Genomic DNA, 14,960 nt, shown 5'->3' with positions numbered 1-14,960 from the left:
CTCCACCTGACGCGAGTGGCGGCCAGCCACATGCGCCTGCCCGCTTTGTGGTCCCACGTCCCACCGCCGCGTCGCGAACGCTCACCTAGGTTCGCCGAAACGGCTGGGCGTCAACGGATCTCGTTGCGGCAAAGGCGCGAGCGCCCGCCAGAGGTGGAGGACATCGGTGTCCAAGCGTTGGAGCCTGGCGCTCGCGAGCGCCATGATCGCCCTGTCGGTCGCTGCTTGCGGCTCACCGGGGCAGCCGGGAGCTCCGGCGGCCGGTGACGGGGGAGCGGGGTCGACGAACGGGTCGGGAGGCACGTTCAAGGTCGGCCTCGTCTACTCGAAGTCCGGACCGCTCGCGAGCTACGGCGAGCAGTACCGCCAGGGCCTGACGGCCGGGATCGACTTCGCCACGAAGGGAACCGGCACGGTCGCGGGCAAGAAGATCGAGTTCAGCGAGGCCGACGACGCGGGCGACCCCGCCAAGGCCGTGTCGGCCGCGACCGACCTCATCGGCAAGGGCAGCACCATCATCGCCGGTTCGACCGCCTCGGGCGTCGCGCTCCAGGTGGCGCCGCTCGCGCAGGACAACAAGGTGCTGTTCATCTCGGGCCCCGCCGCGGCCGACGCCGTGACCGGCGCCAACCGCTACACGTTCCGCTCCGGTCGCCAGACCTACCAGGACGTCGCCACGGCCGGCTCGATGCTCGGTGACGTCAAGGGGAAGAAGGTCACGGTCCTCGCGCAGGACAGCGCCTTCGGCAAGGCCAACGTCGCTGCCGTCACGGCGATCCTCGGCGCCAAGGGTGCGACGGTCTCGGCCGTCGAGGTGCCGGCCGCCGCCACCGACCTGACGCCGTTCGCCTCCAAGGTCAAGGCCGCCGGCGCCGACCTGCTCTTTGTCGCATGGGCCGGGGCCAACGCCACGCAGATGTGGACGACCCTCGGGCAGCAGGGCGTCTTCGACACGACGAAGGTGGTCACGGGCCTCGACATCAAGGCCACCCACATGCTCTTCGGCGAGGTCGGCACGAAGATCGACTTCCTCTCGCACTTCTTCGAGGGTGCGGCCGACAACACCGCGTACACGGCGCTCAAGGACGGGCTCGCCAAGCAGGGCGCGTCGGTCGACCTGTTCACCAACGACGGCTTCGTCGCCGGCCAGATGATCGTGCACGCGCTCGAGACGGGCGGCACCGACGTCGACAAGATGGTCACCGGGCTCGAGGGCTGGTCGTTCGAGGGCCCCAAGGGGCAGCTGACGATCCGTGCCCAGGACCATGCCCTGCTCCAGCCGATGTTCACCGCGACGCTGAAGAAGGACGGCACCAACGTCGTGCCGCAGCTGGTGAAGACCCTGGACCCGGAGAGCGTCGCCCCGCCGGTCACGCCCTTCAAGTGATCGGCACGTGACCGGCATGACCAGCACGACCAGCACATGATCAGCGCGGAGGCGGTCGGCTGGAGCGTCGGCGGCGCCCGGATCCTCGACGACGTCACCCTCTCCGTGGGGGCCGGTGAGCTGCTCGGCATCATCGGCCCCAACGGGGCGGGCAAGTCCTCGCTCGTCAACATCCTCAGCGGTGTGACCAGGCCCACGCAGGGCCGGATCACGCTGCGGGACAACGATGTCACCCGCGCGAGCGCAACGCGTCGTGCCCGGCAGGGCCTGGCCCGGTCGTTCCAGACGTCCGCCCTCTTCGACGGACTCACCGCCGGGGAGAACGTGCGTCTGGCCGTGCAGGCCGCCGGTCCGGCGCCCTTCTCGCCGTTCCGGCGGGCCGGCGGCGGCTCGGGCACCTCGGGGCGCGTGGCCGGGCTGCTCGCCCGGGTCCGGATGCCCGGCCGAGCCCGCGCGCTCGCCCGCGACCTGTCGCACGGCGACCGCCGCAAGCTCGAGCTCGCGATGGCGCTCGCCGCCGACCCCGCCGTGCTGCTGCTCGACGAGCCGATGGCCGGGGTCTCGGCCGAGGACGTCGACGGCCTCACCGAGATCATCGGCGAGGTCCGCGACTCCGGTGTCGCCGTCGCGATGGTCGAGCACCACATGCACGTCGTCCTCGGCCTCGCCGACCGCGTCGCCGTGCTCCACCACGGCCAGCTGCTCGCCGTCGGCGCACCCACCGAGGTGACGGCCGACGAGCGCGTGCAGCAGGCCTACCTGGGAGAAGCGCTGTGACCCTCGACCGACCGGCAGACCCACCCGTCCTGCGTCTCGAGGACGTCCACGTCCGCTACGGCGGATCGCACGTCCTGCAGGGCGTCTCCTTCGACGTCGCGTCGCGTGGGGTCACCGCGCTGCTCGGGCGCAACGGCGTCGGCAAGACGACGACCCTCAAGGCCGTCATCGGGCTGGCCCCGCGAACCGGCCGGATCACTCTGCGCGGCAAACCGATCCAGGCCATGGCCACCCACCGGGTCGTGCGCGGGGGAGTGGGCTACGTGCCCGAGGACCGCGAGGTGTTCGGCGGACTGACCGTCGAGGAGAACCTCCGGCTCGTCGACCCCGAGCGCGGCGTCGACGCGCCGGTCGTCGCCGACCTGTTCCCCGACCTCGTCAAACGGCGCGGACAGCGGGCCGGCACGCTGTCCGGCGGACAGCAGCAGATGGTCGCGCTCGCGCGGGTCCTGCTGCGCGACAACGACCTCCTCCTCGTCGACGAGCCGACCAAAGGCCTGGCGCCCAAGCTCGTCACCGAGGTCGCCGACGTGCTGGCGGAGGTGGCCCGCACCACGCCCATCCTGCTCGTGGAGCAGAACCTGCCCCTCGTGCGGCGCATCGCCGACCGCGTCGTCGTGCTCGACGCCGGACGCGTCGTCCACCGGGGCGAGGCGGCTGCCCTCGTGGCCGACGCCGACCTGACGCGCGAGCTGCTCGGAGTCTCGATGCGACGTGAGGGTGCCGCATGAGCGACCTCGTCCTCATCCTCTTCACCGGCCTCGGGCTCGGCGCACTGTACTTCCTGGCCGCCTCCGGCCTCAGCCTCGTCTACGGCCTCATGGGGGTGCTCAACTTCGCCCACGGCGCCTTCATGACCGCCGGCGCGTACTCGGCGTGGCTGACGATGGGCGACCTGCCGCAGGGGTGGCCGGTGGCGCTCCGCCTTGTCGTCGCGGTGCTCGTGGCCGTGCTCGTCGGTGCCGTCGTCGGTCTCGTCGCCGAGGTCGTCCTCATCCGGCCGCTCTACCGGCGGCACATCCAGCAGGTGCTCGTCACCGTCGGTCTGTCCCTCGCGGGCGTCGCTGCGGCACAAGGCATCTGGGGTGCGGACCCCCGTCCCGTCGAGAAGCCCGCGTGGATGTCCGGCACGACCCGTCTGCTCGGGGCGACGGTCCCCAACGACCGCTTCGTCTACCTGCTCGTCGCGCTCGTCGTCTTCGGTGGGCTGCTCGCGCTGCTGCACCTGACCCGTCTCGGCCTCGTCATCCGCGCCGGGGTCGAGAACCGCACCATGGTGGAGGCCCTCGGCATCGACGTGCGGCGCACCTTCACCGTCGTCTTCGCGATCGGTGGTGCCGCCGCGGGCCTCGCCGGCGTCCTCTACGCCCAGTACGCCGGTGCCGTGTCACCGGGTCAGGGCGGGTCACTGCTCATCTACGCGTTCATCGTCGTCGTCATCGGCGGGATGGGGTCGCTGACCGGCACCGCCCTCGCGGCGGTCGCGGTGGGGCTCGTGCAGCAGCTGGCCAACTACTACGCCGCGAGCGGCGTCGGCGACCTGTCGGTCGTCCTGCTCCTCGCCCTCGTGCTGCTCCTGCGGCCGACGTCCCTGAAGGGAGCCCCCGCATGATCCCGAGCACGCGCGCCGGCGTCACCGACGCCCCGAGCGACACCGACGCGTCGACCGACGTCGAGACCGGGGCCTCGGGTCCCGTGCCGGCCTCCGAACAGGAGCCCTCGGCGGACATGGAGGGTCGGGCAGACTTGCGCCGGTGGGCAGCCCGGCTCGCACCGGTCGCCGTCCTCGCGGTCCTGGCCTACCTGCCGTACCTGCCCGTGGAGGTGCCCGGCGTGTTCCCCGGGCGGCTCAACGGGCCCGGCTCGATGCAGCTGCTCGCCACCTGCCTCGTCGTCGGCGGCATCGCCCTGAGCTACGACGTCCTCTTCGGCCGCACCGGGCTGCTCAGCTTCGGCCACGCCCTCTTCGTCGCCGCGGGCAGCTACCTCCTGACGATCTCGACGGCGTCGTGGTCCCTGCCCCTGCCCGCCGCCGTCGGGCTGGCACTCGGGCTGTCGACGCTGCTCGCGCTCGTCGTCGGCGCCGTCGCCCTGCGCGTCGGCGGGATCGCTTTCGCCATGGTGACGCTCGCGTTCGCCCAGGCCGCCTCGATCATCGTCATGCGCGACCCCGGCGGCACGACCGGCGGTGAGGAGGGTCGCACGGTGAACCGCGCCGCCCTGCCCGAGATGCTCGTCGGCGTCGCCAACGCGCCCTACCGGTACTGGCTCGCCCTCGGCTTCCTGACGGTCACGTGGGCCGCGGTCTCGCTGCTCGTCGCCTCCCGCGCCGGGCACGCGATGGCGGCGGTCCGCGAGAACGAGCAGCGGGCCGCGGTCATCGGGCTCGGCACCTACCGCGTCAGGCTCCTGGCGCTCGTGGCCGGGTCGTTCCTCGGCGCGCTGGGCGGCGTCGTGCACGCCCTCGTGCTCGGCGGGTCCAGCCCGCACCTGACCACGTCGGAGTTCACCCTCTCGCTGCTCGTCATGGTCGTGCTCGGGGGCGCGGGCAGCCGGTGGGGTGCCGTCATCGGCGGCGTGCTCTACACCTACGCCGATGCCAGACTCGTCGAGGTGAGCGACGCCGGCATCCTGCAGTCGCTGCCGGAGGTGGTGCGGCAGGTGCTGTCGCAGCCGCTGTTCATCCTCGGCGCGTTCTTCGTCGTCGTCGTCTACTTCGCACCGTCGGGGCTGACCGGTCTCGGCGGGAGGATCATCCGGAAGGCAGGGGCCGCGTCATGACCCAGTCCGCGTTCGTCATCGAGCTGCCCGAGGGCAGCCTCGCGATCCACGACCTCACGGTCGGACCCGTATCGCCCGAGGGGCCTGTCGTGCTCGCCGTCCACGGCATCACGGCCAACGGGCTTTCCTGGCGACGCGTCGCCGACGAGATGGCGCGGCGGCACGGCCCGGGAGCGGTGCGCTTCCTCGCCCCCGACCTGCGCGGCCGCGGAGACAGCCGGACGGCTCCCGGGCCTTACGGTCTCGCGGCGCACGTCGACGACCTCGTGCAGACGGCGTCGGTCTTCGGTGCGGCGCCGGTGCTCGTCGGACACTCGATGGGCGCCTTCATCGGCGCCCTCGCCGTGGCCCGCCACCCCGAGCGGTTCGCCGGCGCCGTCCTCGTCGACGGCGGCCTCGCCTTCCCCGTAGACGCCTCGGTCGACATCGACGCGGCCCTGCAGGCCGTCATCGGCCCGGCCATGGACCGGCTCCGGATGCGTTTCGACGGCCCGGGGGAGTACCTCGACTTCTGGAAGAAGCACCCAGCCCTCGGCCCGGTCCTCGACGGCCCCGGAGGCGACGCCGCGCGTGCCTACATCGAGCACGACCTCGTCGAGGACCCCGACGCGCCCGGCTCGTGGCACAGCACGTGCGTCCTCGACGCGGTGCGCGCCGACGGCGCCGACGTGCTCGCCGACCCCGAGACGCACGCCGCCGTGCGCACCGCCGCCGAGCGCGGCGTGCCCCTCGAGCTCGTCTGGGCCCACCGCGGCCTGCTCGACGAGCCGCAGGGGCTCTACGACGAGCAGCGTCTCGCCGCCCTCGACGTGCCGGCCTCGGTGCACACCACCTCGGTCGACGCCAACCACTACGACGTCATCCTCGGCGAGACGGGCATCGGGGCCGTCGTCGACGCCGTCGACCGCCTGCTGGCCGGTTCGGCAGCAGCACCACGCAGTGCGGGCTGACCCGTCGCTGGGTCAGGCCGCGGGGGGCGAGGTCGGGCTGGGCCATGGTGGGCATGGCGTGGACCGCGGCGTCGGGCGTCAGCTCTCGCGCCAAGCGGCGGAGTCCGGTGTCGACAGCCATTCCTCGGAAGGGATCAGCTGGTCGACGCCGTAGTAGGCCGTGGCGCAGTTGCGGGCCCATTCGGGCCGGGTGGCGAACCGGAACGGCTCGTTCGAGTTGCGGATCGGAGTGGGCGTGAAGCTCACGATGCGCTTGCCCTCGCGGATCTGTTGCTCGACGGCTGCGTTGTTCTGATCCCAGGCCGTGGCCCGGTCGGTCATCTCGTGCACGAGCGCGGTGGTCCGCGGCACGATGGACGCCAGCAACACCGTGCTGGACACGGCCGACGCCCCGAGCAGCGCCGCCATGACCGGAACCGCCGCCTTCCGCTGTCGACCGCTCACCTGGCGGCCCAACCAGTAGCCAGCGGCGGCACCGTAGAGCGCGGCGGTCCCGACGGCCGGGGCCAGGAAGCTCGTCCAGGCGCGCTGGTACCGCCAGCCGTCGGGTCCGTAGCCCTGCCGCAACCCGGCGATGACACCGAACGATGCGACCATCACCAGGACGGCCGGCAGCGCCGCCACGAGCACCTTGCGTGGAAGCGTCCACGAGCCCCCGGCGAACGGCAGCGAGGTCCTGCGAAGGGGTGCGCTGCTTGCGAGCAGGCCGACCAGGAGCCCGGCGACGATCGCTGCGTAGTACCCAGGCCGGGAAAGGATGATCTCCCAGGAGCTGAGCCATCCGTGAGCGACCTCCGAGAGGCCACGGACGGACATCAGGGACGCCTGTTCGTACCTGTACGAGATCTCGGTCCGCAGGCGCTGACCGGGCGAGAAGTACAGAACGGCGAATCCGGCGAGCAGACCCATGAGCCACGCCGCGAGCCACGCGATCGGAAGGCGTGTCCGCCGGTCGCGCCACGACAGCAGGGCAAGGAGCAGGGCCGCCGCCGCATAGACGCCGCTGACCACGAAGAAGGCCTCGCCGAGCGATGCGACCACGAAGCCCATGAGCAGTGCGACCACGACCGCCGTGACACGCACCCACCGACGGGGGCTGCGTGCTGCGACCACGAGGAGGATGACGTTCCAGATGCCCAGGATCACCGGGACGGTGTGCGTGACGGTGGAAGCCGACCAGAAGAGGATCTGGTACACCACGTTGCCGGCGAAGAACGTGAGCGCCGCGACGACGACCGCGAGGAGCCCAGCCGCCGCCGCGGGCCATCGCCACTGCAGGTGGCGCAGCACCAGGTACAGCAGGGTGAAGATCCCGACCGTCAGCGTGACGATCAGGACGAACGGCAGCAGGCGAATGCCTCGGAGCCCGTCTGAGAAGAGCAGAACCTGGCCCACGTGGTAGGCCAGCCGGCCGTTCACCTTGGAGTAGTAGTAGTCGATGAACCCCAGTGAGCCGTAGTCGCGGACCCGTGCTGCCGCGCACCAGTCCTCCGCCGCCAGGCGAACGGTCGGGCTGGCGAAGGCGCCGAGCGCGAGCAGGTGCATCGCGACGATGGCAGGCGGAAGCATGAGCAGGCCCCACAGCCAAGGCTGCCGCCGGCTTCGGACGGAGGACCGCTCGTCGTCGGCGACCGACGTCTCTGTGGCGCGCTCGGCCCGGACAGGGGCAGAAGAACTCATCAGATTCGGACCCATCGACGGACTTGCGGCATCGATCACGACCTGACGGACATGAACCGGCGGACGCATGCAACTTCCGAGGTACATGTAGCACGGCGCCTCGGGACGGAACGCCTCAACGACGCAAACACCTCAGCCGCGCAACCGACAGCCACGTGGGGACGCGCCGTCGCCTCGTCTGTCCGTCCCTCACCGTTTCACCGAGACGATGTCAGGACGCGTGCCCCCAGCCGTAGACGTTCCCGCGGGGGGTGTCGCACCGGCCTCGCTGCTAGCGAGCCGCCGGTAGGAGCGCTGGTGTGTGGCGCCTCAGCTCGCCTCCCGACGGAGGCGGGCCCGGACCGCGAACCGGGCGCAGGCGATGACGACCAGTCCGCCCAGGACGGTGGGCCAGGTCAGCTGCTCGCGCACGATCAGCGCCGCCCACAGGATGCTCAGGACCGGCTGCACCAGCTGCACCTGGCTGACCTGGGCCATCGGCCCGATGGCCAGGCCGTGGTACCAGGCGAAGAAGCCGAGGTACATCGACACGACACAGAGGTAGGCGAACGCGAGCCACTGCACCGTCGTCGCGACCGGCGCCTCGTCCACGAGGGAGACGACGGTCAGGACGACCATCAGCGGGGCCGACAGCACCAGGGCCCAGGACACGGTCTGCCAGGCGCCGAGCTCACGCGCGAGCAGCCCGCCCTCGGCGTACCCGACGGCGGCCGCGAGCACGGCACCGAAGAGCAGCACGTCCGAACCGTGCAGCCCGCCCAGGCCGCCGTTCTGCAGTGCCGCGAACGCGACGACGGCCGCGGCACCGAGCGCCGCGAACACCCAGAACGAGCGCGACACGCGTTCCTTGCCGCGCAGCACCGCCATCACCGCGGTCGCCGCCGGCAGCAGCCCGATGACGACGGCGCCGTGACTGGCCGGCGCGGTCCTGAGCGCGTAGGAGGTCAGCAGCGGGAACCCGGCCACGACGCCGCCGGCCACGACCGCCAGCCGCACCCACTGACGCCGGTTCGGCCAGACCTGCCGCGTCACCGCCAGGGCGACGGCGGCCAGGATCGCGGCCACGACCGCGCGCCCCGCCCCGATGAACAGCGGTGACAACCCGTCATCGGCCGCGACCCGGGTGAACGGCACCGTGAAGGAGAAGGCGGTGGTCCCGACCAGCCCCCACCGTAGACCGGACCGGGTTGAGTGGCCCGATAGCGGTGCCGGTTGCTGGGCGATAGCGCTACTCTGTTGCGTCATGAACGACGATAGCGCAGGGCGCATTGTCACCGCACTGCGTTCCTGGGTCGAGACCGCCCCTCCCGGAGCGCGGCTGCCCTCGACCCGGGCCCTGGTCGCGCAGCACGGCGCCAGCCCGGTCACCGTGCAGAAGGCGCTGCGCCAGCTGACGGGACTCGGGATCGTGGAGACCCGCCCCGGCGTCGGCACCTTCACCCGCTCGGTACGTCCCGCGCGCCCGGCCGACTTCGGCTGGCAGACCGCGGCCCTCGGCACGCCACGCACCCGGGCCGGGGCGCTGTCCTCGACCCAGCGCGCCTCGGTCCCCGATGCCATCCAGCTGCACTCCGGCTACCCGGCCCGCGAGCTGCTGCCCGAACGGCTGGTGCGGGCCGCCCTCACCCGTGCCGCCCGCGGCACGCCGCGCTGACCCGAACCCCCGCCGGAGGCCTGCCCGAGCTGCAAGCCTGGTTCGCCGGCCAGGTTGCCGCCAGCACGCCGTCCGGGCTCGCGCCACCGTCTCCGCGTGACGCGCTCATCATCGCCGGTAGCCAGAGCGGGCTCAGCTCCATCTTCCGCGCCCTGGTCGGCCCTGGTCAGCCACTGGTCATCGAGTCACCCACCTACTGGGGCGCCATCCTCGCCGCCGAACAGGCGGGCGTCGTCCTCGTCCCGGTCCCCAGCGGCCCGGCCGGACCCGACCCAGATGAGGTCGAGCGCGCCTTCGCCCTCACCGGCGCGCGTGCCTTCTACACGCAACCCAACTTCGCCAACCCGACTGGGGCACAGTGGTCCCGAGAAACCGGTAGCGCGGTCCTGGACATGGTCCGGGCCCACAACGCCTTCCTCATCGAGGACGACTGGGCTCATGACCTGGGCATCGACGCCGACCCGAACCCGCTCATCGGACATGACCGCGACGGTCACGTGATCTACCTGCGGTCCCTCACCAAGAGCGTGTCACCCGCCCTGCGCGTCGCCGCCGTCATAGCCCGCGGCCCCGCCCGCGACCGCATCCTCGCCGACCGCGCCGCAGAGGCGATGTACGTCAGCGGCCTGCTGCAGACCGCTGCCCTCGACGTCGTCACCCAACCCGGCTGGACGACGCACCTGCGTACCATGCGCCAGCAGCTCAGGACCCGCCGCGACCTGCTCGCCCAGAGCCTGCGCGACGGGGCACGCGAGGTCGATCTGCAGCAGACCCCACCCGGAGGACTCAACCTCTGGGCCCGGCTGCCCGACGGCACCGACGTCCACCACCTCGTGCGCGCATGCGAGAACCGGGGCCTGGTCATCGCCCCGGGCGACGAATGGTTCCCCGCCGAACCCTCCGGCCCCTACATCCGCCTCAACTACTCCGGCGAGGACCCCGCTCGCTTCCCCGAGGTCGGTCGCCTCCTCACGCAAGCCCTGACAGACACGCGGTGAACCCAGGCTGCGCAGACGTCTTCGAGTGACACCGCGCCGGCCCCGGACCCGGTGGCAGGGTGACTCTGCCCGTGCGTCGGGGACCGGGCAGCGGGTCAGGCGGGGGACTGGAGAGCGCGCAGGCGCAGGGCCAGCTGCAGCTCCAGGGCGTGGTCGGGCTGCTGCCACGTCGCGCCGAGCAGGGCCGAGATCCGCTCGAGGCGCTGCGACACCGTGTTGACGTGGACGTGCAGCGTGCCCGCGGCGTGACGCGGGCTGCCGCCGGCCGCGAAGTAGGCGGCGAGGGTGCCGACGAGGTCGGTGCCGCGGCGGTCGTCGTACTCGATGACGGGGCCGAGGAGCCGCCGCACGTAGTCGTCGACGTCCGGCGCCGAGCCAACGATGAGCCCGGCGAAGCCGAGCTGGGTGGCGGCGGCGCCCTTGCCCTTGTGCCCGAGGGCGATGAGCGCGCCCACGGTGCGCGCGCCCTCCTCGTGGGCTGTCGGCACCCCGTCGACGCCCTCCACCGGTCCGACGCCGGCCACGGTGACGCAGGTGCGCCGACCGATGCGGGCCGCGACCGCGCGGGCCAGGCCGTCGGCGTCGGTGCCCGGGACCAGCGCCACGACGTCGCCGTCGTGCGAGCCGACGAGGGCGACCTCGTCGGTGGCCGCGCTGGCGGAGATGAGCAGGGCGCGGTGGCCGTGCGGGTCCTCGCCGCGCAGCACGAGCACGCAGAAGGGGCGGGTCGGGTCGAGGCCGGCGGTGCGGGCCAGCTGGAGGCGCTCCTCGCGGCTGCCGCGCGCGCTGACGAGGTCGGACACGAGGCGGTTGCGGGCCGACTGCCGCGCGTCGGCGGCCTGCCGCTCGAAGAGCAGGACGAGGGCCGTGACGACGCCCGCGCGCTCCACGGTGCGCTGCTCGGACTCGCGGAGCCGGTCGATGCCCCCGATGACCAGGGTGCCGAGCCGTTCGCGTGCCGCGGTGACCGGGAGCACGTACATACCCTCGCGCTCGAGGAGACGGCCGGAGCCCTGCCCGGGCACGCTCGACAGGAGGTCCTCGAGGAGCCCGACGCGCCCGGAACCCGGGTCGGGTGCAGGGCCGGCGGTGCCGATGCGGCCGCCGTCCTCGTCGACGAGCACGGCCCAGCCGCCGAGCAGGTCGCACAGGGCCCGGGCGACGTCGTCGACGCCGCCACCACCGAGCACGAGCGAGGCGAACCGGTCGTGGGCCGCGGCGGCGCGCTCGATGCCCTCGGCGTACTGGCGGACCGTCTCGTGGGCCTCGGACAGCTGGGCCAGGGCGTTCTCGGCGTCGGCCAGGGCGCGCGTCTGGACGAGGGTGACCGCGGCGAGCGTCGCGAGGTTGCCGAGGAGGGCGACCTCCTCGCGGGTGAAGGGGCGCGAGGAGCGGTTCGCGGCGAAGAGCACGCCGACGAAGTGCGACTCGACGATGAGAGGAGTGCCGCAGATGGCGATGATCCCCTCCTCGCCGACGGCACCGTCGATGGCCGCGGTGTGCCGGAACCGCTCGTCGGACCAGTAGTCGGCCGTCCAGTACGGCTTGTGCGTCGAGGCGACGAGCCCGCCGAGGCCGGCACCGAGCGCGAGGCGCACCGACTGGAAGGCCGCCGACACCGACCCGTCGGTGGCGCGCATGAAGGTGTCGCCGGCCTCGGGGTCGTAGAGGGTCAGGTAGGCGAGGTCGGTGCCGACGAGCCGGCGGGCCCGGCGCACGATGGCGTCGAGGACCGACCCGGGGTCGCTCTCCGTCGCGAGCTCGCGGGCGGTGTCGAGGAGCGCGGCCAGCCCCGCCTCGCGGTGCTGGTGCACCTCACGGGCACTCGTGATGCGTAGGGCGAGGTCACGCGCCTCGGCAGGAGCGTCCGCGGCCGCCACCTCGGCCACGGTGGCGTCGGTGGCGAGCAGCTCGAGCAGGCGCATCGCCTGGTCGGCCGTCGTCGTCTCGCTGCGGGTCACCACGGCCAGATCCTAGGTCGACGCGGCGCCGCGGCGCTCAGTGCGCCGTCCAACCGCCGTCCATCGAGAAGGAGGTGCCGTTGACCGACGCAGACGCGGGCCCGCACAGGAACAGCGCGAGGGCCGCGACCTCGTCGGGCTCGACGAGCCGCTTGACGGCGACCGGCTCGAGCATGACTCTCTCGACGACCTCCGACTCGGGGATCCCGTGGGTGCGGGCCTGGTCGGCGATCTGCTTCTCCACCAGGGGCGTCCGCACGTAGGCCGGGTTGATGCACGTCGAGGTGACGCCGTGCGGGCCGCCCTCGAGGGCGACGACCTTCGAGAGGCCCTCGAGGCCGTGCTTCGCCGTGACGTAGGCCGACTTGAAGGCGCTGGCCCGAAGCCCGTGGACGCTCGACACGTTGACGACGCGGCCCCAGCCCCGGTCGTACATGTGCGGCAGCGACTGCCGGATGAGGCGGAAGGGGGAGACGAGCATGAGGTCGAGGATGAGGTCGAACCGCTCCAGCGGGAACTCCTCGATCGGGCTGACGTGCTGGATGCCTGCGTTGTTGACGAGGATGTCGACGTCGGTCGGCAGCATCGCGAGCCCGTCGAGGTCGGCGAGGTCGGCCGTCACCGGCATCACGCCGTCGACGCCGTCGAGCGAGGCCAGGCCGTCGGCGTCGCGGTCGACGGCGTGCACCTTGGCGCCGGCAGCGGCCAGCGCGCGGGCGATGCTCGCCCCGATGCCGCTCGCGGCTCCGGTCACGAGGGCCGTGCGCCCGGTGAGGTCGATGGGATCGTTGGCCGCCGTGCGGACCCGCGCGGGGGAGTCCGGGGCGGCGTCGCGTGCGTCGTTGCGGGCGTCGGCCATGCGGGAAGACTAGGGACGGCCTCTGGGGGCACCTGTGTGGGCCGTGGACACAAAACGGCCGTTCCGGTGTGCGATCACACATGTGCGTTGGTGCCGCCCCGAGGGGCTCGTCTCCTCGCACAACCGTCACGAGAACGACACCTTCCCCGTGGCTCGTTCTCGTTGACGCGCGCACCGCAGTCTGGTGGTGTCGACGCCATGCACCGCGGCCGACCGGTCGCGGTCACGACAGGGGAGGTTCGACGGTGACGTCGACATCAGGAGTGCCGCGTCCGATCTGGGCGGACGGCGAAGACGGCGCAGACGGCGCAGCGCACGACACGGCGGGCCGACCGGCCGGACGGCAGGACACCGCGGTCATCGACGTGAGCGGTGGCGAGGATGCGGCTCCGCCGCCGCAGCGGTCCGGGACGTCGCCGCGCTCGTGGGTGTGGCCGGTGCCGCTGCTGGCCCTCGGGGCCTGGTTCGTCGGACTGCTGCCGTGGATCGTCACGCGCTCGAGCACCCACACGTTCGGTTCGCCGTGGAACCCGCGCAACGACCTGCGCACTGCCCTGTTGCCCTTCCACCACCAACAGCTCATGACGCTGCTCGTCGTCACGGTCGTCGCCGGCGCCCTGGCCGGGTCGGCGCCCTGGTGGAGCCGGGACCGGCTGCGACGCCGGTGGCTGCTCGCGCTGCTGGCAACCCTCGGCGCCGCTGCGGCCACCGGCTGGGCGGTGACGCAGACGCTCGCGCCCGAGCCCGACCTCGGCGGCTCGGGAGCCACCGCCGACACGGTGCGCCTCGCCTTCGTCGCGCTCACGGTGGCCGGCTCGCTGCTCGGCCTGCTGCTCGGGCTCGGGGCCTCGCTCGGCGGACCCGTGCTGCGGACGGTGGCGGCGACGCCGCTCGTCGTCGTCGGTGCCGACTGGCTGGGCCAGCTCGTCGTCGTGGCGCTCGCCGACCCGGCCCGTCCGCAACCCCTGACGTGGCTGCCGCCCACGCTCACGGTGCTCACGGGCGTCGGGGTCGGCGTCCTGCTGGCCGTCCTCGGGTTCCGCCCGGTCTGGCGGCTGGTCGGCTGGGTGCTGGCCCTCGCGCTCCTCGTCCTGACGCCCTCGGTACTGACCGCCACTCGCTATGTGCTGGAGTCGCTGCGCGGGACCGCGGTGCGCAGCGCCGAGCTGGCCGAGCTCGCGCACGACGGCCTCGAGGTGTTCCGGCTGTCGCTCACCTCGACGGCCACTGCGTTCGGCCCCGCCACCCCGACGACGACCGCCCTCATCGCCGTGGTGGTCGGCGCAATCGGGGCGGTGCTCCTTCGTCGCGTCAGGGGATGACCGACTGGGCGACGCGCTCGACCTCGATCGGCAGGGAGTCGTTGAGGTTGATCGGGTGCTTGCACGACGAGGCCGATCCCGAGGTGCCGGCATAGGTCCACGCGTACGCCACCGAGGTGCCGTCGCGGTTGGCGGCGCAGTCGGGGACGCCCGTCGCCCGTTGCAGCTGCGTGACGCGCACGGCCATGGTGAGCGCGATGACCTGTTGTCGCGACAGCGTGCCCGTCGTGGTCCTGCCGTTGGAGCTGAGCACCCAGTGGCCGTCGGCCGTGGCCACGAACGTGCTGCCGCACGGTCCGCCCGCGCACATCCCACCCCAGGTCCGCCGCTCCACCCTGAAGTCGTCAGGCACCGACACGGTCGGCGTGTTCGTGCCAGGGCTCGGGTCGACCTCGAGGATTCCGACGACGGTGGTGCCGGGCGGCGACGAGGCCTGGGGCGCAACGGTGCTGCCACATCCGGCGAGCGCTGCCGCCCCGAGCGAGGCGGTCAGCGCCCACCGCAGCAGTCCCGCCCGGGCGAGCGACGACCCATCTCTTCCACTCATCCGCATCCCCTGTCTGCACGCGTGGCCGCGTCTGCAGATGGTGA

At 72.6% G+C, this 14,960-nt stretch carries 12 protein-coding genes and 1 pseudogene; 8 read left to right on the top strand and 5 right to left on the bottom strand.

The window, feature by feature from the left end:
* The first annotated feature begins 166 nt into the window (after positions 1-166).
* Genes RY076_RS12920 through RY076_RS12895 form a run of 6 tightly spaced genes read left to right on the top strand, consistent with a single transcriptional unit; the run spans position 167 to position 5,895 of the window.
* Positions 167-1,387 carry a substrate-binding domain-containing protein gene (locus tag RY076_RS12920; protein WP_323098593.1) on the top strand — a complete coding sequence of 407 codons (1,221 nt, stop codon included), beginning with the start codon at positions 167-169 and terminating at the stop codon, positions 1,385-1,387.
* Positions 1,388-1,423: 36 nt separating this feature from the next.
* Positions 1,424-2,164, top strand: coding sequence for an ABC transporter ATP-binding protein (locus RY076_RS12915; protein WP_323098591.1), 741 nt, complete (start codon positions 1,424-1,426; stop codon positions 2,162-2,164).
* Complete coding sequence (locus RY076_RS12910; RefSeq protein ID WP_323098590.1) at positions 2,161-2,895, top strand: ABC transporter ATP-binding protein; 735 nt, start codon at positions 2,161-2,163, stop codon at positions 2,893-2,895. Before RY076_RS12915 ends, RY076_RS12910 begins: the two co-directional genes overlap by 4 nt.
* Positions 2,892-3,776, top strand: a complete 885-nt coding sequence (locus RY076_RS12905) for a branched-chain amino acid ABC transporter permease (RefSeq protein ID WP_323098588.1) — start codon at positions 2,892-2,894, stop codon at positions 3,774-3,776. Before RY076_RS12910 ends, RY076_RS12905 begins: the two co-directional genes overlap by 4 nt.
* Complete coding sequence (locus tag RY076_RS12900; RefSeq protein ID WP_323098587.1) at positions 3,773-4,945, top strand: branched-chain amino acid ABC transporter permease; 1,173 nt, start codon at positions 3,773-3,775, stop codon at positions 4,943-4,945. The genes RY076_RS12905 and RY076_RS12900 overlap by 4 nt, the downstream gene beginning before the upstream one ends.
* A complete protein-coding gene (locus RY076_RS12895) occupies positions 4,942-5,895 on the top strand; it encodes an alpha/beta fold hydrolase (RefSeq protein WP_323098586.1) in 954 nt (317 codons plus the stop codon). The genes RY076_RS12900 and RY076_RS12895 overlap by 4 nt, the downstream gene beginning before the upstream one ends.
* 78 nt (positions 5,896-5,973) lie before the next feature.
* Here RY076_RS12895 and RY076_RS12890 read toward each other — a convergent pair whose 3' ends face one another.
* Together RY076_RS12890 and RY076_RS12885 are read right to left on the bottom strand one after the other, a co-directional pair.
* Positions 5,974-7,614: a hypothetical protein gene (locus RY076_RS12890; protein ID WP_323098584.1), complete on the bottom strand. Its 1,641-nt coding sequence runs from the start codon at positions 7,612-7,614 to the stop codon at positions 5,974-5,976.
* Between the two features lie 270 nt (positions 7,615-7,884).
* Positions 7,885-8,820, bottom strand: a complete 936-nt coding sequence (locus RY076_RS12885; protein WP_323098583.1) for a DMT family transporter — start codon at positions 8,818-8,820, stop codon at positions 7,885-7,887.
* Between RY076_RS12885 and RY076_RS12880 the strand changes: the two are divergent.
* A pseudogene (locus RY076_RS12880) lies at positions 8,819-10,227 on the top strand (aminotransferase-like domain-containing protein). The gene RY076_RS12885 and the pseudogene RY076_RS12880 overlap by 2 nt on opposite strands.
* Before the next feature lie 95 nt (positions 10,228-10,322).
* Here the strand turns inward: RY076_RS12880 and RY076_RS12875 are convergent.
* Both RY076_RS12875 and RY076_RS12870 read right to left on the bottom strand, forming a co-directional pair.
* On the bottom strand, positions 10,323-12,191 hold the full coding sequence (locus tag RY076_RS12875; RefSeq protein ID WP_323098582.1) for a helix-turn-helix domain-containing protein: 1,869 nt from the start codon (positions 12,189-12,191) through the stop codon (positions 10,323-10,325).
* Positions 12,192-12,225: 34 nt separating this feature from the next.
* Positions 12,226-13,047, bottom strand: a complete 822-nt coding sequence (locus tag RY076_RS12870) for a 3-hydroxybutyrate dehydrogenase (protein ID WP_323098581.1) — start codon at positions 13,045-13,047, stop codon at positions 12,226-12,228.
* 437 nt (positions 13,048-13,484) lie between these two features.
* On the opposite strand from RY076_RS12870, the gene RY076_RS12865 reads away from it, so the two are divergent.
* The gene (locus RY076_RS12865) at positions 13,485-14,369 is read left to right on the top strand and encodes a hypothetical protein (protein WP_323098577.1); all 885 of its coding nucleotides are present in this window, start codon (positions 13,485-13,487) and stop codon (positions 14,367-14,369) included.
* Here RY076_RS12865 and RY076_RS12860 read toward each other — a convergent pair.
* The gene (locus RY076_RS12860; protein ID WP_323098576.1) at positions 14,359-14,916 is read right to left on the bottom strand and encodes a hypothetical protein; all 558 of its coding nucleotides are present in this window, start codon (positions 14,914-14,916) and stop codon (positions 14,359-14,361) included. The two genes, RY076_RS12865 and RY076_RS12860, sit on opposite strands and share 11 nt — an antisense overlap.
* Between the last annotated feature and the right edge of the window lie 44 nt (positions 14,917-14,960).

It is taken from the genome of Intrasporangium zincisolvens, assembly GCF_034724055.1.
In the GTDB taxonomy this organism is placed as follows: domain Bacteria; phylum Actinomycetota; class Actinomycetes; order Actinomycetales; family Dermatophilaceae; genus Monashia; species Monashia zincisolvens.
This window is presented reverse-complemented; position numbering and strand designations above follow the sequence as displayed.